12 protein-coding genes are annotated in these 19,475 nt (G+C 57.4%); 8 read left to right on the plus strand and 4 right to left on the minus strand.

All coding sequences use genetic code 11. From position 1 onward, the window contains the following. Nucleotides 1-14: 14 nt before the first annotated feature. The gene (locus tag FJ974_RS15125; protein WP_140534248.1) at nucleotides 15-1,340 is read right to left on the minus strand and encodes a patatin-like phospholipase family protein; all 1,326 of its coding nucleotides are present in this window, start codon (nucleotides 1,338-1,340) and stop codon (nucleotides 15-17) included. Nucleotides 1,341-1,740: 400 nt separating this feature from the next. On the opposite strand from FJ974_RS15125, the gene cyoA reads away from it, so the two are divergent. Genes cyoA through cyoD form a run of 4 tightly spaced genes read left to right on the plus strand, consistent with a single transcriptional unit; the run spans nucleotide 1,741 to nucleotide 5,775 of the window. Further along, nucleotides 1,741-2,778 carry a ubiquinol oxidase subunit II gene (cyoA, locus tag FJ974_RS15130; RefSeq protein ID WP_210240708.1) on the plus strand — a complete coding sequence of 346 codons (1,038 nt, stop codon included), beginning with the start codon at nucleotides 1,741-1,743 and terminating at the stop codon, nucleotides 2,776-2,778. Next, nucleotides 2,775-4,757, plus strand: a complete 1,983-nt coding sequence (gene cyoB, locus FJ974_RS15135) for a cytochrome o ubiquinol oxidase subunit I (RefSeq protein ID WP_226891270.1) — start codon at nucleotides 2,775-2,777, stop codon at nucleotides 4,755-4,757. Before cyoA ends, cyoB begins: the two co-directional genes overlap by 4 nt. Next, a complete protein-coding gene (gene cyoC, locus FJ974_RS15140) occupies nucleotides 4,754-5,383 on the plus strand; it encodes a cytochrome o ubiquinol oxidase subunit III (protein ID WP_140539209.1) in 630 nt (209 codons plus the stop codon). Before cyoB ends, cyoC begins: the two co-directional genes overlap by 4 nt. Beyond that, nucleotides 5,380-5,775, plus strand: a complete 396-nt coding sequence (gene cyoD / locus FJ974_RS15145) for a cytochrome o ubiquinol oxidase subunit IV (RefSeq protein ID WP_140539208.1) — start codon at nucleotides 5,380-5,382, stop codon at nucleotides 5,773-5,775. Before cyoC ends, cyoD begins: the two co-directional genes overlap by 4 nt. Nucleotides 5,776-6,173: 398 nt before the next feature. Here cyoD and FJ974_RS15150 read toward each other — a convergent pair whose 3' ends face one another. The 3 genes from FJ974_RS15150 to FJ974_RS15160 all read right to left on the minus strand — a co-directional run bounded on the left by FJ974_RS15150 (nucleotide 6,174) and on the right by FJ974_RS15160 (nucleotide 9,577). Beyond that, on the minus strand, nucleotides 6,174-7,547 hold the full coding sequence (locus FJ974_RS15150; RefSeq protein ID WP_140539207.1) for a hypothetical protein: 1,374 nt from the start codon (nucleotides 7,545-7,547) through the stop codon (nucleotides 6,174-6,176). A 38-nt stretch (nucleotides 7,548-7,585) separates the two neighbouring features. Continuing rightward, a complete protein-coding gene (locus FJ974_RS15155; protein WP_140539206.1) occupies nucleotides 7,586-8,782 on the minus strand; it encodes an MFS transporter in 1,197 nt (398 codons plus the stop codon). Nucleotides 8,783-8,890: 108 nt separating this feature from the next. Continuing rightward, on the minus strand, nucleotides 8,891-9,577 hold the full coding sequence (locus FJ974_RS15160; protein ID WP_226891271.1) for a helix-turn-helix domain-containing protein: 687 nt from the start codon (nucleotides 9,575-9,577) through the stop codon (nucleotides 8,891-8,893). Between the two features lie 473 nt (nucleotides 9,578-10,050). On the opposite strand from FJ974_RS15160, the gene FJ974_RS15165 reads away from it, so the two are divergent. From FJ974_RS15165 to FJ974_RS15180, 4 genes are all read left to right on the plus strand, one after another. Then, nucleotides 10,051-11,046 (plus strand): class I SAM-dependent methyltransferase, encoded by a 996-nt coding sequence (locus tag FJ974_RS15165; RefSeq protein WP_140539205.1) that lies wholly within the window; start codon nucleotides 10,051-10,053, stop codon nucleotides 11,044-11,046. Between the two features lie 171 nt (nucleotides 11,047-11,217). Beyond that, nucleotides 11,218-12,177 (plus strand): LysR family transcriptional regulator, encoded by a 960-nt coding sequence (locus tag FJ974_RS15170; RefSeq protein ID WP_140539204.1) that lies wholly within the window; start codon nucleotides 11,218-11,220, stop codon nucleotides 12,175-12,177. Between the two features lie 437 nt (nucleotides 12,178-12,614). Beyond that, nucleotides 12,615-17,204, plus strand: a complete 4,590-nt coding sequence (locus tag FJ974_RS15175) for a hypothetical protein (protein WP_140539203.1) — start codon at nucleotides 12,615-12,617, stop codon at nucleotides 17,202-17,204. Further along, nucleotides 17,188-19,104, plus strand: a complete 1,917-nt coding sequence (locus FJ974_RS15180) for a hypothetical protein (protein ID WP_140539202.1) — start codon at nucleotides 17,188-17,190, stop codon at nucleotides 19,102-19,104. Before FJ974_RS15175 ends, FJ974_RS15180 begins: the two co-directional genes overlap by 17 nt. The last annotated feature ends 371 nt before the right edge of the window (nucleotides 19,105-19,475 follow it).

A 19,475-nucleotide genomic window follows, 5' to 3' on the forward strand; every position in this document is an offset into this window, starting at 1 on the left:
CCGCCTGCCGCAGCTCATTGCACGTATCCCGGCGGAACCTTTTTCCACGGCACGCCATTGAGGCCCATCTGAAAGCCTTTTTCATACAGGGCGGTCATGAATTTGCGGTCGAACTCGTCCGTCTCCTTGACGGTGAAGTCGCCGGGAATGTCTATATAGTTGTAGTCAATGCCGTCTCGCCGTGAGATCGCATAAAGTCGGTACAGATCTCCGATGCCTTGTGTCTTGATGAGTGAAGATATTGCTTTCTCGGCTATGGACGGCAAGGTTGGCTCAACTGAACTGTACTCGGGCGTTGTTCTACCATTACGGATTACATAGAGACTGGCCTTAACTGTACTATGGAATCTCTTCTTAAGTTCGCCGAGAGTCAGTCCCGCAGGCATGAGGAAAACCTCATTGGCAGTGCCGCCGTCCACATGCATCTCATGATAGGTCTTACCTGCAGCTGCAACCTCCAGGTTCACTGGAGGAAAAAAGCCTGGGACTGACGTTGAGGCGAGCAGGACCTCGGCAAACAGTTTTCGACGATCCGGCCGCCCGCTGGCGGCGATCGCACCCATGTCCCAGATGACCGCCCGATCAGCATCGAGGTTGGTCGTCCCGATAAACAGTCGGCGCCCTTTGGAATATTCCGTCGCGACCTTATCGAGAAATTGGTCCGTGACGTTTTCGTCTAGCATCCTGGCGAGGGGCGCGTTGTCGGTGAAGGAGCCGCTCGAAAGTGCGCCCAGAATACCGTGTCTGGTAAAGATGCTTGCGTCGGTAACTTTCGTGAACCCTTCCTTGAGCTTGCCGTCATAAGCGGGTCCAACGAAAACGAACGGAGCTATAAGTGCACCGGCGCTGATGCCTGTGACGATGTCAAATTTTGGCTCGGTGCCCGATTTCGCCCAGCCGGCAAGGATCCCGGCCCCAAAGGCGCCATTGCTGCCACCACCTGACAGCGTAAGCGCGTTGAGCTCTCTCAGGTTTATCGAGGGATCCACCTTCGAGGCCCTCAGTCGCTCATCACGAAACCGGACAAGTCGTTGGGTGGGATAGCTGGCATAGGAGTCGCCCCAGATCCGGATATCGTCCGAATAGCCGGGCGGCTTGGCTATCGAAGCATATTCCTGGGGGACACTGTCTCGCGGAAAGCTTGCGATGCACCCGGCGAGTTGGCTTGCGCACAGGCCAAGTCCAATGGTGCGCGTCATCGAGCGGTTGAACAGGTGTATAACGGCGCATACGTGCTGAACGGTGGCGGTCCCGGCCGTCAAGCAGGCTGAACCCGCGACGAAAGCGCTCGACCAGATCGATTTGCCGTCCGATGAACGCGGGGCTCGGGTTGCCGCCATCGTTGATTCCTCTCAAGGAATTTTTGCCAACCTCGCGAGAGGGCCTTCGGGAAGCATTCTTTTGACCACGGGCCAATGCCCCGCGCTTGTACAAAGCGACGCATATTTTGATATTTCATGCATGATCGGCCCCTGACCTCGGCCTTTGGGCGTTGGACATCGGCTCAGCGCGACCAACTTAACCCCAAAACCGCTAAAGAGGCCGGTGGCGGAATTCACGCTGGCGGAACTGAGTTGTGGGCAAGCGCTCGCTTGCCGCACATCGTGTCACTCCGCGTTGCTTGCCCAATCGTCGGGGGGTACTTGCCAGCCGTCAACACAGCAGCCAAGGCCCAATTCCATTCTTTGAGCATGATCGGCCCCAGTTCAGCAGCGCGGTACAAGCCGGATTTCTAAGAATGTGCAACTTCAGGAATCGACCCCGATCGCGAAGAAACACATCGCCGTGGCATCGTTCAAGGGAGCTCGAAGCGGCATGATAAGCATCGAGACGATAGCTGACCAAATTGGCCGTAGCCACCGGTCGGTTCTATCAATATCGAGGCGTATTGCGCGTCAGATGCGCTACGCGCGTAATGCCGCGAGCCTAATCGGCGTAGCATTAATTGCAGGCTGTTCCCAAGGGGTCCTCAATCCTCAAGGACCTATAGCGTCGGCGGAACGTCTGGTGCTGTTTAATTCGCTGGGCATAATGCTGGCAATCGTGATCCCGACGATCGTCGCGACGCTCGGGGTCGCGTTTTGGTTCCGCTCGTCCAACGACCGCGCTCGCTATATGCCGGATTTCAACTATTCCGGTCGCCTCGAGCTGCTCGTTTGGTCGATCCCCACAATGACAGTGCTCCTAGTTGGCGGTGTTGCCTGGGTCGGCTCGCATAACCTCGATCCAGGCAAACCGATCGCCTCTGCAACTGAGCCCGTGAGAATTCAGGTCGTCGCGCTCGATTGGAAATGGCTGTTCATCTACCCGGATCAGAGCGTTGCGAGCGTCAATAGACTAATTCTCCCGGTTGGCACGCCAGCCGCGTTCGAACTTACCTCATCCGGCGTGATGAACAGTTTTTTCGTACCGCAGCTTGGTAGCCAGATCTATACCATGGCCGGGATGGTGACGCGTCTTCACCTTCAGGCAGACCAAGCCGGAACGTATCGCGGCCTCTCGGCCAATTTCAGCGGGGAAGGCTTTGCGGACATGCGTTTCGACGTCCAAGCCATGCCGGAGGATGCCTTCGCGCAATGGTTGGCCGATGCTCGCAAAACTGGCCCAATGCTCGACACTGCATCGTATGCGGAACTCTCGAAGCCCAGCCAGGCGATCGCGCCGTTCACATATCGCGCAGTCGCTCCCGATTTGTTCAACGAAATCCTGACGTCAGTGATGCGGCCGGGCGGTCTGTCACAGCTCAGCTATCTGGCGCCACAACAGGTAGAAAAATGAACCTTCTCGGCAAGCTCAGTTGGAGTGCAATTCCGTTCGATCAGCCGATCATCATGGGCACGGGGTCGGTTGTAATTTTGGTGATCGTTTCAATCCTGCTGTGGATCACCCTCAAGGGTTATCTGCCTTACCTTTGGTCGGAATGGATCACCTCTGTCGATCACAAGCGTATCGGCGTGATGTATTTCCTGCTGGCACTGGTCATGCTGCTTCGCGGCTTCTCGGACGCAATCATGATGCGGGCACAGCAGGCGGTCGCGGCGGGCGGCGCGCAAGGATATCTGCCGCCAGAACATTTCGATCAAATTTTCTCGGCGCACGGCACCATCATGATCTTCTTCGTGGCAATGCCGTTCGTCATAGGATTGATGAATTTCGTGTTGCCGCTGCAGCTTGGTGTCCGCGACGTGGCGTTTCCGACGCTGAATTCGGTGAGCTTCTGGCTAACTGCTGCGGGCGTTCTCCTTATCAACGTCTCGCTGGTAGTCGGCGAGTTCGCAAAGACAGGCTGGATTGCGTATCCACCGCTCAGTGAACTGAGATTTTCTCCGGGCGTTGGCGTCGACTACTACTTGTGGTCGCTGCAGATCTCTGGGATCGGTACTCTGATGACGGGTATAAACTTTGTCACCACCATTCTCAAAATGCGGGCGCCTGGCATGGGCTATATGCGTATGCCGGTCTTCTGCTGGACCGCGCTTGCGGCGAACCTGCTCATTGTCGCGGCCTTTCCGGTTCTCACCGCAACATTCGCGATGCTCCTGCTCGATCGCTATCTCGGCTTTCATTTTTTTACGGTTGATGGTCAAGGCAACGCAATGATGTATGTCAACCTGTTCTGGGTCTGGGGGCATCCTGAGGTCTACATCTTGGTCCTGCCCGCATTCGGCGTTTTCTCAGAGGTTGTGGCGACGTTCTCCGGCAAGCCGCTGTTCGGCTACCGCTCAATGGTGGCTGCGACAATGGCGATCTGCGTCCTCTCCTTTTTCGTTTGGCTGCACCACTTTTTCACCATGGGTGCCACCGCAGACGTGAATGGGTTCTTTGGCGTTATGACCATGATCATCGCCGTGCCTACTGGCGTCAAAGTCTTTAATTGGCTGTTCACGATGTACGGTGGACGCGTCCGCTTTACCGTCCCGATGCTCTGGTCGTTGGGTTTCATGGTGACATTTGTCATTGGCGGCATGACTGGTGTGCTAATGGCCGTGCCCCCAGCAGACTTCCAGTTGCACAACAGTCTCTTCTTGGTCGCTCATTTCCACAACGTCATAATCGGCGGCGTTTTGTTTGGAGTGATGGCGGGCTACAACTACTGGTTTCCCAAAGCATTTGGTTTTAAACTGGATGAACGCTGGGGGAGGGCATCCTTTTGGTGCTGGCTCATCGGTTTCTATGTGGCGTTCATGCCGCTCTATGTCTTGGGCCTCATGGGCATGACTCGGCGCATGCAGCACTACGACAATCTGGATTGGCAGCCTTGGCTTGAAGTAGCGGCGATCGGCTCTGTCATCATTCTGGCTGGAATCCTTTGCCAGATCATCCAGTTGGTTGTCTCTATCCGCAATCGAGAGTTGCTACGCGTGACCGGTGATCCGTGGGATGGCCGCACGCTAGAATGGTCCACGGCGTCGCCGCCGCCACCTTGGAATTTTGCGCTCCTGCCAAATATCGCTGAACCTGATGCTTTCTGGGTCAGAAAGCAGCATGACAGTACCCAACAGGCACAGCCACTGTCACTTAAGTATGAGCCGATCGAAGTGCCGAAGAACAGCCCGGTCGGGTTCGTAAACGCATTCTTTGCGGTGGTCACCGGTTTCGCATTGGTCTGGCATATCTGGTGGATGGTCGCGCTCGGCCTCGCCGGCGCATTCCTGGCCCTGCTCCTCTTCGCCTTTCGCGATCACGACGAGATTGAGATATCGGCTGCGACAGTTGCCCTATTCGATGAGGTTCATCGAGCGGAGTTCGCGACATGACTGTCGCTGCTGTTGACGACGTCACCCACACCGCTTTGCGGACTGCAAGCGAAACTGGTCCAGCGCCAAAGCGCATTGTCGTTACCTACGGCTTCTGGATCTTCTTGCTCAGCGACATCGTAATGTTTTCGGCATTGTTTGCCAGCTACGCGGTGTTGCGTGGGGCAACTGCTGGCGGACCGACCGGCGCCCAACTTTTCGATCAAACCAGGGTCGCGATCGAAACCGCCTGTCTTCTTGCGTCGAGCTACACGTGCGGTCTTATGATTTTGGCCGCCAATTCACGAGTTCGCCTTGGGACGTATGTGGGTGCTTTACTGACGTTCATGCTCGGAGCCGCATTTCTTGCCCTCGAGATTCGCGAGTTCGCCGATATGGTCGCACAAGGCGCGACACCGCAACGCAGCGCTTTTCTTTCAGCTTTCTTCACGCTGGTCGGCTGCCATGGGCTTCATGTATCTGCCGGTTTGATTTGGCTGACTGTGATGGTGGCGCAGGTCGCAAGGAAGGGCTTCCGCCCGTCGGTGCAGCGCCGCCTTCTGTGCTTCTCGCTGTTCTGGCATGCACTCGACATCATCTGGGTCGGGCTGTTCACAGTCGTCTATCTGATGGGAACCTCAGCATGACAACCGCACTTCACGATCGAGCCCCGGGCGACGATCCGGAATTGACCGGCAAGAAGCAAACCACATCCTCCGGCATATTCATCTACAATATTGGTCTGCTGCTTGCCGTTCTTCTCACAGCGGCATCATTCTGGGTCACTAATACGTCACTTCTCTGGGGGCCGGGCGTCCCGCTCGGTCTCGCCGTGCTCGCCATTGCCCAGATGGGGGTGCACCTCGTATTTTTCCTGCACATCACTACAGGACCAGACAATACCAACAATGTACTGGCGTTGGCGTTCGGTGTCCTCATCGTCCTTCTGGTGGTGGCCGGTTCCCTAGTGATCATGACCAATTTGAACGGCAACATGATGCCGTCCGGCGATCTGACGGATATGCAAATGCACTACTGATCCCCCGTTTCAATGACCGCACGGAAGGTGGCATCGCGATTACCTATAGAGTAGCGCGTAAGAGGTTGGGCGAAACTCCCGAGGTCCTATATTTGATAAGCCGTTCTTGATCGACTACTGAGGGCTTTTCCGCTGGGGTCGTTTAGATCGACCGTTACCCAGGGCAGGAATTTCCAGCGCTTCGTCTGGGTCAGACCGCATCTTCAAGCATAAATCGGCGTCAACGACAAGATCGCTATCGCGATCGATCTCTGAGTTCGCTTGCTTTCGTTTCATGGCCGTGGCGGGACTGTAACAGATCTGGTTTTATGAGCACGTACCGCCTTCATCTCGCTCCATCGAAGGACCGGCGCTTCTCCTCCAGTCTATTGGCTAGTGAGCCTGCTCGGAGTGATCATTTAAGAAAAGGCCCATTCCGCATCCGACGGAACGATCCTTCCTTCCCGCAGCCGCCTGTGAAGTTGGTGCCACGAGGAGTCCGTCGCGAAGCTTGTCATGTTCCCACAGGTTTCGAATAAGGGAAGGCCACCAAAGCGATTGACGAGACCGGCTATGGCGCCCGCTCTGCGGTTTCCGAATAACAACTCGAGTGGAGAATCACCACACTCCACGACGCGGTGTCCCCAAGCTCCCGGCACGTCGTCGGTTGCCAGTGCGTGTCGAAGGCCCGCATCGACGCCTGCCGCCTCAAGTGCGCGGCTGACGACAAAACGCATCAGGGGATAGTAGATCGGCTGATGGCTGCCTCCGAGCACGCGTACGCCAGGCAAAATGGACAAAACGAGAAACACGAGAAGGAGGTTCGGGATTAAGCTGCGGTTGGCCAGTCGCTCGAGGATATCAGGCGCCGCGAAGCGGGCCACCTTCACGCCGGTTGTCGCGTGGACCAGTTCCCCTGCCATCAGCCGCAGAGGCAGGCGCTTGCCGTTTTCATAGAACCAGAAGAAATCGGTGCCGCGGGCGAGCCACCCGCTCCAGGGCCCGGCCGCCAAGCTGTCGAGCTCGGCGAGAATAGTTGGCGCAAACTTCGTGTCTTCCAGCAGCCGGGCACGTAGCCAAGAGTCATCCTCTGACAGATGCTCAGCGACCAGATCGGCTATATCCTCGTCGTCGATCTGCAGAAATGCAAAGCTATCGTCGAACATCTTTGGCCATAAAATGCGGTTCGCTGCCTTGATGGCATGCGCCGGCCGTTCGAATTGCGCTTTAGGCACAAGGCCGCGAAGCCGTCTGATCGCGTCTCTCTCGGCGCTCGGCTCCTTTGATGCGAACTCGAACCTGTAGGATCCAGGCCCGGCCAGAAGGCTGTACCCGATCATCCTGCTGCGGCTCAGCCCGAACACGTTGTGCGGCTTGCCGTCGACCGTGAGCCAGCCTGGCCCCTTGTGTGGCCTTTCAACGAGATTAACCGTCGAAACGGCATAGGAAACGTAGGTCGAGCAGCCATGCGCAGAGAGGCCGATGAGGCTGAATATATGCGTATGATACGCTTCCGGCTCCGCTATGAGAAGCAAATGAGGACCGGTCTGCAACACGCGGCGCTTCTCGAGATCCCTGCAGATTTTCCCGGCGGTATCGGCCGATAATCCGTTTCGTTTCGCTGCCTTCCTGATGATGTCGAGCAGTTTGGTCAAGGCTCGATGCCGGATTTCCGGCACAGACCTCAAGGCCGGCGCTTCGAAAAGTCGGAACGCATAGTCGCGGACCGGCCGGGAGTAAAAGGGTTCCATCCACGGGTAGAGCGCCGCCAACGACCCGAGCACTATCTGCATCGCGTTTACGTCTGCTGCTAGCTCTTCCACCTCACGACTTACCTATTTCTCATTTGCACGACACAGACGTTCAATGCAGAAATGCTGATCAGCAGCACCACTCCGAAGGCGAAGAAGATCGTAGAAGGAAACGCTCGATCTCCCACAACTGCTGCGACGCCAAAGACGAGCAAGCCGAATAGAACGGCCGCACTGTGCATAACGCCTTTTGCCCGGCCCAGTAAGTTAAGGGATATACGCGACTGGAATGTGACTTCGACGCTGACGCGCCCAAGGTTGTAGAGAAATCCCAGGGCGGCAAACAGGATCAGCGTCCATGGCATGGGCACAGACATCACAGCCATGAGTACAAGCCCGGTTGCGCTCAAGAGCACTAGGTGCAGTGCAGGAGGACTCATCACTCGTTCAACTCGAACCAGAGAAATCGCGCCGATCAGCGAGCCGACCGACCAAGCCGCCTCGAGGTAACCGAAATCCAGGGCGGTACCTTTCTGCTCCTGGAAGACGAAACTTGAGCCCATAACGCTCACAAGCACGGCGCTCGCATAGAGTAGCGTGTAGACGACAATCAGACGAAGCAGACCGAGGTCGATGTGGATTGCAGACGCCATGGCGATGCGGACATCGCGCGCCAGGGGGGCCAGTCGCATCAAAGCCAGGAAACCCGTCGAGACAAGGAATAAGGCAGCGAGAGCGGTGAATGGCAGGGCAGGCGAACGCTCATGCATCAAGGGACCTGCGAGCAGAGCAGCTGCGAGATTGCCGAACTGCGTGACGAAAAAGACGATGGAATTCATGGCAACAAGATTCCGCCCGCTGGCCACCGCAGGGATCATTGATTGAGATGTCGTAAGCGCCATACGGTCGTAGAATGAGAACAGAGCCGCTGACAGGCAGATCGTCACAAACGCGTCTAGATAGAGGAGGGCGCAAGCGGTAGCGATAGTGACCAGAAATCGACCGAAATCTGCCGCGAGGTTGAGGCGCCGCCTGTCAAACCGATCCGCCGCTGCACCGACCAGAGGACTGGCGATGAATTCCACAACGCTGACGACCGCAAGCAATGTTGCTACGCCGGCGCTGCCATATCCTCGTTCGACGAGAATCCAAGCCGTTGCGATATAGTAGCCGTTCCGTCCGATCGCCGCAGACAACGTGCTGGCAACGAAACCGAAAAGCGGAATAGACAGGTGGGCCCATGCGTTGGCATGACGAATTCGAACTCGGTTTGACATGAACGGCGGATCCAACCTGACCGCCGATGCTCATACCCGCTTCTTGGAAGCTTGCTTAACAGTAAGGTTCTGATTTTCATATGATTGCTGAGAAGGCAAGCCGCTGGCTCACATCCTGCATTTGCGCCGAAATTCCGTGGGGTTCGCGCCGAAGGCTCGCTTAAAGGCGATCGTGAAATGGCTCGGGCTTGCAAAACCACACTCCATCGCGATTTCGGTCGCCGACAAGTTGGTGGATCGCAACATATCTGCGGACTGCTCCAGTCGGCGTCGCGCGATGAATGCATGCGGCGTCACACCGGTCGACTGCTTGAAGGCCCTGGAGAAATGGAAGCGACTAACCCCAATCTCTTTTGCCAAATGGGCCAAGGTCGGCCTTTCGTCCGACGATGATTCGATCATCCCGACGGCACGCTTCAGATCGAACGACGACAGCCCCCCTTTTGCCCGCTCATGGGAGATGCCGTTCAATCTTAGCATCTGCACGAACAATTGCGTGGCCTGGCTCTCCACCATTGTCACGCTGATAGGATCGGGCTGCTTGAGCTCGATTGCAATCTTCTGCAACGCTATCTCAATGGTGCTGTCCCGAAAGCCTATCGCAGGCGGCAGTTCCGCCCCGCGATAGTATGCCATTCCCCCAAACGTCAGATCAATGAATTGCCGCTCAATTGAAACCAGCAGGTATGAGGCCGTCGCATCGCCTTCATCCCAACCGCTCCAATCGCTGTCAGCCGGGATGTAGATTATTGAGCCTGGTCGCCGCGGCGAGAAGGGAATTCGACGGCCATCCACGAAGTCTTCTCCGCGGAGCGCGGTGCCTCTTACGTTCATCAAGAATATATGCCCCGGATGCGAGATACGTGTTTCCTGTCGCTCCAGACCAGTCCTCTTTATCAAGTCTGCTCGCACCTGGCCCCAGGCCTCACAATGATGAGCCAAGGTCTGATGCCGTGAAGGGCGAATCTTATCTGGGTCGAGGAACATAGGCTCCGACAACTGACGGCTCCTTACTGAAGGTGCTTTCCATCCGATGATGTGCCGAACCCCGGGTTGTCGAACAAATCACAAATAACTCTGGATTGCTAGAAGATGTGCCTTTGGTAAAAAAACGGCAACGGAATGAAAGCAGCCTGTGCCAAGGAAGCCTACCAAAAGCCTCAGCCAATACTCGACTTAGGGAATATTAGGTCTCCCCTAATTTAGTGGAACCTTCCCATCGACGTCTTGGCATCTCACCAATCGTACGGTGCGGGAGGCGTATTGCCATGCGAGGACTCGATGATTTCCTGGCCGAATGCGATCGTGGCCCACGTATCAACGAACTCACAGGCTTCTTCGCGGCCACCGCTGGAGGGAAGAGCGGGATGCCGATCCGGAACCCCGTCGCCGACCCCCGCCTTCTTCCGAGGAATGAACTGCTGCGCAAGCTGGTCGGCCTGCATGCGGCTCGGCAAGGCTTTTTCGACCAGCACTATCACGGCAGCATCCCTTACAGATTGGAAGAGGAGTGCCGGATGGCCTATGCGGTCCTGCAATACGCCCAGCAACGTCACACCCCACTCTCATTGTACAGCCTCGGAACCGCGGAAGGCACAATGGCGAGAACATTGTCCGAATTGTCTGAAGGACAGATTCTCACCCTGTCGTGCAGCCCGAACCCGGAAAACTACGCATCCTTCATGGCCTATGGCGAACCGCGCTACGCCGAGTTCTTTATCGGCCCGTTCCACCGATTGACCAAGGACGTTCTCCGGTCTGATCGCCGGCTGGAAAAATTTGTCCACGGATTCGATATCATCCTGGAAGACACCACCTTTCAAATGTATTCGCCGAACCGATCTAAGCAGATCGAGTTCGTGGCACAGCACCTCAGGGAAGGAGGCATCTTCGTCTTCGTCGAAAAATTCAGGGCGATTGATGACAACGACTACATGCGCCGCGAGCATCAGAAGGATTATGGCTTCAAGGCGCGGTACTTCCCGGTAGAGGAGATCGAAAGCAAGAAGACCGCCGTCCTCAAGACGATGTTCGGCAATGAGGTGACACTCGCAGAGATGTCCCGGGCGGCGAGCGCGCATTTCAAGCACTGCATCATCACTTGGAACAGCGGAAATTTCTGCAGCCTTGCTGCAAGCAACAGCAAGGAAAACCTCGATCTATACGTTTCGCAGATGGCTGCCCCGGCCATTCCGCACGAGTATGTCTACGAAACCAGGCTGCATTGGTCCGCGACGATCGACGCGGCCGAGCCGGGACCTTGAAGGGATGTGTGCGATCCGTGGTGGGGAGGTGCCACGCCCCTACCGAGATCTCGCAGCGCTGCACTGAAGACCGACCGCGCCGGCGGCGCGTGCATTCCGTCAGACCTACCATTCACCTGTAGGTTCCTGGAAAAGATACGACCCCGAGCACTCCGGCGAAGTACTTGAGACATGATGCCGAATGGAAACGCTATCCAGCTACTGACCTATGCCTTTGCGGCCCTGGAGCACGGCAGCCTACGCCAGGCGGCAAGGGCCTTGAATGTCCAGGAGTCCTGTGTGAGTCGCAGCGTCGCCAAGCTCGAACAGCTTCTGGGCATGCAACTGTTTGATCGCGACGTGCACGGCATGCGGTTGACCGAGGCAGGACGAGCCTGGGTCGACATTGTTCGTGTCCACTACGAAGGTTTGGTGGATGCTTTTTCCGGATGTGTCCGTGAACACCAGGACGTGAGCACGCTGCGGATCGGTTTGTGCTGCGTGACAGCTGGGGAATTTCTCCAGCGTCTGATCAGGCGTTTCGGCAAGGTGTATCCCGGTGTCCGCCTGGCCATCGAGGACATCCCAACTGGACAGTGCTTTTCAGCCATACGCCGCAGGCGACTTGACATTGCCTTCACGCACGACCTTGGCACGCTCACGACCTGCCATAGCGAGGTGTTTTGGCAGGAGCGCCTGTTCGTCCTCTTGGCGTCTCGTCATGCGCTTGCCGAGATGCCGTCGGTCACCTGGTCCGATCTTTCTAATATGTGCTTGCTCGTTCCAGCAGGATTGGAAGGACCGCCAATGGATCGGCGCTTGCTGGAACGCATTGCCACACACGGTGCCCCGGCCGTTCAGAGGTCTCGCGCGACCCACGCGACGATCATATTCAAGGTGCAACTGGGCCAGGGCGTCGCCTTGGCCGAGGAAAGCTACGCGAAGTCAGTCGCCGTCGATCGCGCGATGTGGAAGCCTCTTGAAGGTCAAAACAGCGTCAGTTCAATAAGGGGCCTATGGCTCGAATCAAACCCAAAGCGGGCCCTTCTGCGTTTCGTCGCGCTTGCGAAGAAAATGGCTCAGGAAACGGGATTGGGATGCGCGAAGGGCGCAGACGTTGCTGTAGAACCAGCGTTCGCCTGGCCCGCGTAGCTCTCGGTCTTCCCGCTCCCACCGAGGCTGCAGAACATCGTGGGGGGCGACCAGAGTGCTGCCGGGCGCGGGCACGGCCTTATCTAGGCCCAGCCCCGGCGAGTATGTCTTGTGTCGGCGGCCGGCTTACCGGGCTGCTTCCTAGCCGTCGGTCGCTTCGCCGTGATCTGTTGTAGACGCTCACCCAACGACCGCTTTGCGCCCATTCCGGTCAACGCCGCCGCGTTGAAAGCTTCTCGGAAGCAGACATCGGGGTAGCCACGCAAGTTGGCACCTTTGCACCACCAGCGGAACTCCTTGCAGCGAGTGTCGATAAAGGCCATCAAGGACCGCGTTGCCACTCGGAACTTCTAGTTCTCCTCTTCAGCGATGCTGTGCACTGTAGGAGGTTGAACCCGAAGCGCCGTCGCAGCAATTCGGGGTTAGGCGAGTAAACGATGGCCAAGAGGGCAACCGAAAACACGACTTTACTGGCGAAGGGCGGCGGGAATGCGCCCGCCGGCGGCGTCACCATACAAGCTTCGGTTGCCGCGTCGATTGCGGTCCGGCTTCTAGCCGCTGTCGCGTTAGATAAGAGGCTCGGACTGGGCGCTGCGAAGGCGACTGCGATCCGGTTCGAAACCGAAGTACCCGTGGACGATGTCTTAATAGAAACAGATTTCGGCGGGTGGGTGTTTATCCAATCGAAAAACTCGCTCACGGGACGTTTCGTTCTGACGAGCGAACTAGGAAAAACCTGCGATGAGTTTGCACGTCTATGGCTGCTGACCACAGACGGCCAAGGCGAGAGAGGGTGGGATCGCCCTCTGGTCCGCGGCAAGGACGCGATGCTTCTTGCGGTCGGACACGAAACGTCCGGCCCCATCAAAGTGGGCCTCGCAAAGGCGCTCGATGCGCTGAGGATGCAATCGACCGCAACGCTCACGGACGCAGAGCGGACACTCCTGACGTCTTTCAAGAAGTTGGTGCGTTCGGCTTTCGATGCGCACGGCGCGCCTGCCGACCTCGATCTAGAAGCGGTCCTAAGATTCATTCACGTGATCGACTACGATTTCGGCGGGCCGCAGCGCGAGCTTGCCGAAGATAGGCTCAAGGGGCTACTTGAGCTTCCAGACGAGGCTCCGGCTGCGTTCAAGGCGATCGAGCGCGATTGCCAAAATGCGATGACAGAGAGAGGCCGCCTCGATGGCGAGAGCTTTCGAGCGTCCCTTGCCGCAGATGGCCTTCTTATCAAGACCGCTGCGAAAGGCCTTCTGGAAACGCAGGCCGCCATAAGCGCGGACACGCAAGCAATTTTAAGAGGCCATCGGGAGATCGCTCGCGCGCTTTCCGGAACTCCGGCAGAAAACTCGGTTGTCACCGATTTTGCGGAAAGACGACTTCGCGAACTACGGCAATCGCGGTTCGCAGCCGGGTTCGATTCAACGGCTGTTTGCAACTTGCTTCTAACGGCCGTCGATACCGGCGACCTTACCGCTGCTTCGTCGAGCGTACGTCAATCGATCTTTGCCTGGTGCGCGCGAATTCTCAGTTCCGTCGATCACGAAAAGGCGCGGCATGCTTTATCGAAAGCCCAAGCGTTCGGCCCCAGCGAAGAAACGACTATTGCGAGCGCCTTCGTCGAAGCCTTCGCTCAGAACGGCGACAGGGCGAAGGCGCTCGCCGCTATGGAGCCTCTCAACTCGCCGGAGGCTCTTGCAGCCTCGCTCATCGTAGCCGTCCACAATCTTTCGCCGGTAGAAGGGCTTCAATGGCTGGAGAGAACCGGTCTGTCGCTCGACAGATTTCATCCGGACGGCAAGTTCCGAATTCTCGGTATGCACCTCACAGCGGGCGACATTGAGGCCGCGATTAAGGTCGTCGATTCGCTTAAAGAGGCGGATTTGGAGACGACACCTGCGCTCCTTTATCTTTCCGGGACGGCGTATCTAGAGCGGACAGTTCATCCTGAACTTCGAGATGCGCTCCAGGTGCCGCTACCTCCCAATCTGGCCGATTTCCCATTGGCCGAAGATACTCAGGCGATGGCGGATCGCGCGAAAGCGACCGGCTACTACAAAAGAGCTGCGGCAGCTTTCGGACTTCTCGGCGCCAAACAGGCAGCATCGATCGCGGCGGATAGAGCGCTGTGGTTGCAGTTGCGCGACCCCTCGTTGGTTGGAAAGGCTCTCGAAGATCTGCAAGCGAGCATGGCCGATGAGAAGGTTAGGCTACGTAGAATACCGCTCGCTTTCGCATTCCAACTCGATCTGAACCTGCAAGCAGTCGAAGACGACATAGAGCGGGCGACAGCGCTCACAGGCGGGAAATCGCTCGACGCCGCGGTCGCCCGCTTCGAAGTGGCTTTACACCGAAAAGCGTCGGATGTTGCCGCCTATATCGACCGGCATCGTGAGCAGCTCTTGGAGTATTATCATCCGAACTTCTTGACCTCGATTGAAATTGAATCACTGGTCAAAGCGGGACGCGCCGAAGAGGCTAGATCGAAGCTCGCCGTTCTGGAAGGCAACGATATTCCGCCCAGCGCTCTCACGACATTGCGTAATCTTGTCGAGGGGGCGACGGGTGCCGACGTTGCCGCGCTTAGGGAGTCGGAATATCGAGCGAACCCAACAGTCCCCGTGCTTCTCAACCTTGTGGGTGAACTAGAACATATCCGGGACTTTTCGAAGCTTGCCGAATTCGCGGAGATTCTCTTCCAACAGGTCAAGGACGTTCCAAGCGCCGAAACCTATACCTTCGCTCTCTTTGAGACGAATGCCGACGACAAGATCGTTGCGTTCGCGGACGCGTATCCGGGGATCGTCGCCGCATCTCTCAAAATTACCGCGACGGTGGCGTGGGCCAACTACCGCCTTGGCAGGCTCGGCGGCGCTAAGTCCGGCTTGGAAAAGCTTTCCGCCGGACGGGATATTCAAAACGACCGTCGCCTTGCAATGAACATCGCGATTGCATCCGGCGATTGGAGTTCACTCAACACCTTCGTCGAAACCGAATGGCAGAATCGCGAGAAGCGGGACGCCACGGAACTGCTTCGCGCCGGTGTGCTGGCCCAACGGATTGGAGCGACGGCTCGATCGCAAGAGTTAGTTCGCGAAGCTGCGGGCAAAGCGGACGGCGATGCCGGCATCCTTTCAACGTCTTATTCCACGGCTTCCTCGGCAGGCTGGGAAAACCAGGAAGAAATTCACGGCTGGCTCGAAGGAGCGATAGTTGCGTCGGGTGAAGACGGTCCGGTTCGGCGAATGGATATTCGAGAGCTTTTGGACCTGCAGCCCGATTGGGATGAGCGGATGGATCGGACCTGGGACCTCGTCGTTCGCGGAGAGGCTCCTCTGTTTGCCGCTGCAAAGGTTGCCCGCCGAACTCTGCTCGATGTGTTCTTGCGCCCCGCTCTGCGCAACTTAGGACAAGCGGACCCTCGGAGGCGGTCTCCGATCTTCGCTTTCGGCGGCACGAAACCTGTGCGCACGAATGTGGGTAAACGCATTGCGATCGATTTGACAAGCCTCCTTACGCTCAGCCTAACGGACAGGCTTCGAAAGTTTTTGAACTGGGCGGACAGTGTCACGATCGCCCACACGACGCTCAACTGGCTCTTCGAAGAACGAGATAAATTGGCGTTCCACCAGCCAAGTCAGGTGCGGAGAGCGCGAGAGGTACAACAGCTTATTGATGCGGATCGAGTGCACCGGTTTGAGGGCGCAGTTCCGCCGCAAGAACTCGAGCTTCGGGTCGGAGATGACATCGCGCAATATCTCGTTGCCGCCCAAACGCTCGACGGACAAGACATGTCGCAAAAGTTCGTGGTTCGGCCCGCGCCTCTTCCCAAACCCGGTTCTCTCCTCGAAGAAACCGCGGATATTTCGGGGTACGAGTCGTTTTTTGCCGGCGTGGGCGATGTGCTGGCGGCGCTCAAACTCAGCGGGCACTTGTCCGATGTCGAGAGGGCGAATGCCAACGCATACTTACGTCTTCACGAACAGGCTTGGCCTCACAACCCGGTTGTGCAGCCGGGCGCGACGCTCTATCTAGATGATGTCGCCCTATCGTTCTTTCAGCATCTTGGCCTGCTGTCCCGTCTGCCGATGGCTGGGTTTAAGGTTTTTGTCACCTCCTCGGAAGTCGACCGTGCGAATGAGCTTGTCGGCTACGATGCCTCAGCAGATGGCGCCCGGTATATGGTTGAGGACCTACAAGTCGCCCTCCGCGATGGGATCGCATCCGGGAAGGTGAGCCTCGGTCGGTTGCTACCGGGAGAGGACGACGACAAGGATTTCGATCTGCATCCCAGCAGTCTGCTCCTTGCCGGGCGGCCGGAGATCGACGCTCTGATCGTCGACGATCGGTTTGTGAATCGGTTCGGGACTCACGAGACCTACCCCATCGCGAACTCAATCGATCTACTGGCAACGATGACCGAAGGCGGGGAACTCACCTCCGAGGAACTGACAGAAGCCCTGACAGTTATTCGACAGGCAGGAATGCTTTTCGTTCCGCTACGTCCGGGCGAGCTCGCCGCACTGTTGAATACAGCCCCCATCATCGAGGGCCTCGTTCAAGAGACGGCCGAACTCAAAGCCATCCGCGAAAGCATCGTTCGGGCAAGAATGACCGACGGTCTTCAATTGCCCAATGAAGGCCTCTGGCTCGATACTCTTACGCGAGAGGCAGCGGCGGCTTTGCGAATTCAGTGGCAGGAGTCCGTTCTGGACGAGACGGCACGCGCGAGATCGAGTTGGCTTCTTGAACTGTTCGATGCGCGCGGCTGGGCACATAGGTCGGCCGCAACAGGGCTCGGCGCGATCGAGCGATACCGCGCGCAAGTCCTAATGCTTTTGATCCTTCCGATGCCAGACGAAGATGTCCGAGCGCGATACCGAGATTGGCTGGAGGGCGCCGTGTTGAAGGCCTTCAAAGAAGAGCAGCCGGAATCGTACGCCGAGCTTCTCACGTCAATCCGCGAGATTCTCGAGCAACAGATCGCCCGTACCCTCGAAGGAGGAGACGATGACGAGCAAGCCTAATCGCGGTCCTGTTGCCCTGGAGCTGCTTAAGCTGTTTCCGAAGTCCATTCGGGAAGATATCTCTTATTCTGAGAGTTTCCGCTCGAAGTACGAGCTGACGGTGGACTCGGTGCTAACGCTCAACGGTCTTGGGATTGCATTCCGAAGCTCCCGGCTGTTGCCAGCCATCCGGACCCTCTACAAAGGACCGGATACTTCGATCCTTGTTCAGCCTATCGAGGGAGAGCCTGTCGAACTATCGATCGAGAGGGGCGCCAAACCTGAGCTCTTCCTGACGCTCGGCGAACTGCGTCACCGCATGCCTTCGTTCTGGATGCTTGCTGAGGATCGAAGCGTACGTCGTGCTTACTTCGAAGACGAGGTCGGTTCTGCCAATCTACTTAGGAACGTGATCGAGGCGTGGAGGGAGAAGATCGAGAAGGGTCCGCTCAGCGAAGACGAGATGGATGTACTGACCGAGGACCTCAAACTAACGCCGCAATCCGTTGCAGCTGCAGTACGTGGCGAGCTCACCGTGCCGGACGGCCAAGTTTCGGTGATCGTGCCCGGAAAAGCGAGCTACTACCGAGGTCTTATTGGAGAACGTGGCGACGCGAACAATGTCGAGGCCTATGCGGCTGGCAATGCAAGGGATCAGATCGGTCGGCTGTTAAAATGGGATTTGGAGCGCGGCCTTGCTCAGTGTCTCTTGCTTTGCGCTAATCCGAGACTCAGTGCGCTAATCGATATCTCGCAAACCCCCGCTGCTCTTGTCGAAGCCTTCTTCGCCTGGCTCTCGGAGCAAGGCGATCTCTTTTCGCAGATTGCCGGCATTGAGATCGGCATCAGGTCTTTGAAAAGCTTTCCCACCCTCGAGCCTGTATTGGTTCGGATGCTGGAGCGAATACGAGACGAGGATCCCGAGGACAAAACGGGACGACTAGCCCTCACAGTCAATCTCTTTGTGTTCGTGGATGGGGAGTTGTCACGCCTTCGCCTCTTCGCCGCCGACCCCCCGTTCTGGCGCCGTCTCGCTGCGAGCGCGCAAGCGTCTATGATCGAAAGGGAGATCGCTGCACTCGGAGGAACCGGAGATGACTCTTCCGTATGGGCGAGCTTGGGAGCAGAGCCCTTCTATATGCAAACGCTGGCCGATCTACGGCAGGAACCGCGTAGTATTCCCGATCTGATAAGCGCGAAGCAATTCCAGGTCGAGTTCTTGATGCGAGCCCGCATTGTCGGCAACGAAAACAAAGACACTCTACCGGAAGGTCCGCTCAAGACTCTCCTGCTGGGAGACGGTGAGAACGATCTCCAGAGCCGAACTTCTCATCCGTCGGCTTACGCGCCTAGCCCTGTCGAAGGCGGCATCGACGCCCCGCTGCCTTTCCCGGAAGACCTTCTGGAAGAGCTTCGCAAGCCAAGAGACGAGAAGCCCCTTGAGGCGCGTGTCTTCGCGAGCGTTGTGAACTTCTCTTTAGTATTTCGGTTCGATACGGAGACCGTCGATCTCATCGCCGGCCTGCTCCGGAAGGTGAAATACCGCCTCAAGCTCGAGCCGGATTCCGATATCGGCTTCTCCCTCATAATGGGGCTCGCGATTATTGCCGCCTCGGCGCGGCATAGCGGGCTTGCCGACGAGGTGCGCATCTTGTCGCGAGTTCTCCGGCGCCGCGGTGTTATCGGCTCTGCCGCGGACAATCAGATGCGAATTGCACTTACAGCCTGCGCCTCTAGATCGGATTTGGAAGAGTGGTGCAAAGCGGTTGGCGAATGGTTCTTTGAAATCGCCGATGGCGAAATTGATCGTGGGGAAGCTCCGCGGCTGCGTTCCCACCTTCTAGCGCTTTGCCGCGCTGTTCCTCAGCTTTGGCCGCACATTTCGAAGGCCGATGCGGCTCTGGCGGCCATTTCGTATTAAGTGCATTTGTTGCGAACCGCCAACAAGAAGGAAACTCGTCAATTCCGATTGGAAATGGCACTAAATTCCTCGCCGGCCCAACTATGCCCCGGCTTCCATCGACGGAATGTCCAGTTCTTCTTGAACGTCCCCGCTGGCGGATGGTCCGCTACCGGTCCCCGAGCGGTAGTGCCCCTGCGGTTCTCGTCTGGCCAATCAAGGCTGAGGAGCATTCACATGATGCTAGCCCGGACCGCTCAGCTTGGAACGCTGACAAGGAGATCGGCACCAAGCGTCCGCTCACACAGAAACAGATCAGGGCCGTCCGCGTCTTCCTCGATCGCGAGCGCCGCCTTCGTGACCGTGCCCCCGGGCGATACCAAAGCCTCCTG

The organism is Mesorhizobium sp. B1-1-8, assembly GCF_006442795.2.
GTDB lineage: Bacteria > Pseudomonadota > Alphaproteobacteria > Rhizobiales > Rhizobiaceae > Mesorhizobium.

What these genes read in the sequence shown, in the direction of transcription:
- cyoC (WP_140539209.1), top strand. Translation starts at nt 4,754, where the DNA reads ATGACTGTCGCTGCTGTTGACGACGTCACCCACACCGCTTTGCGGACT.
- FJ974_RS15175 (WP_140539203.1), top strand. Translation starts at nt 12,615, where the DNA reads ATGGCCAAGAGGGCAACCGAAAACACGACTTTACTGGCGAAGGGCGGC.
- FJ974_RS15180 (WP_140539202.1), top strand. Translation starts at nt 17,188, where the DNA reads ATGACGAGCAAGCCTAATCGCGGTCCTGTTGCCCTGGAGCTGCTTAAG.
- FJ974_RS15150 (WP_140539207.1), bottom strand. Translation starts at nt 7,547, where the DNA reads ATGCAGATAGTGCTCGGGTCGTTGGCGGCGCTCTACCCGTGGATGGAA.
- cyoB (WP_226891270.1), top strand. Translation starts at nt 2,775, where the DNA reads ATGAACCTTCTCGGCAAGCTCAGTTGGAGTGCAATTCCGTTCGATCAG.
- FJ974_RS15170 (WP_140539204.1), top strand. Translation starts at nt 11,218, where the DNA reads ATGATGCCGAATGGAAACGCTATCCAGCTACTGACCTATGCCTTTGCG.
- FJ974_RS15155 (WP_140539206.1), bottom strand. Translation starts at nt 8,782, where the DNA reads ATGTCAAACCGAGTTCGAATTCGTCATGCCAACGCATGGGCCCACCTG.
- FJ974_RS15125 (WP_140534248.1), bottom strand. Translation starts at nt 1,340, where the DNA reads ATGGCGGCAACCCGAGCCCCGCGTTCATCGGACGGCAAATCGATCTGG.
- cyoD (WP_140539208.1), top strand. Translation starts at nt 5,380, where the DNA reads ATGACAACCGCACTTCACGATCGAGCCCCGGGCGACGATCCGGAATTG.
- FJ974_RS15165 (WP_140539205.1), top strand. Translation starts at nt 10,051, where the DNA reads ATGCGAGGACTCGATGATTTCCTGGCCGAATGCGATCGTGGCCCACGT.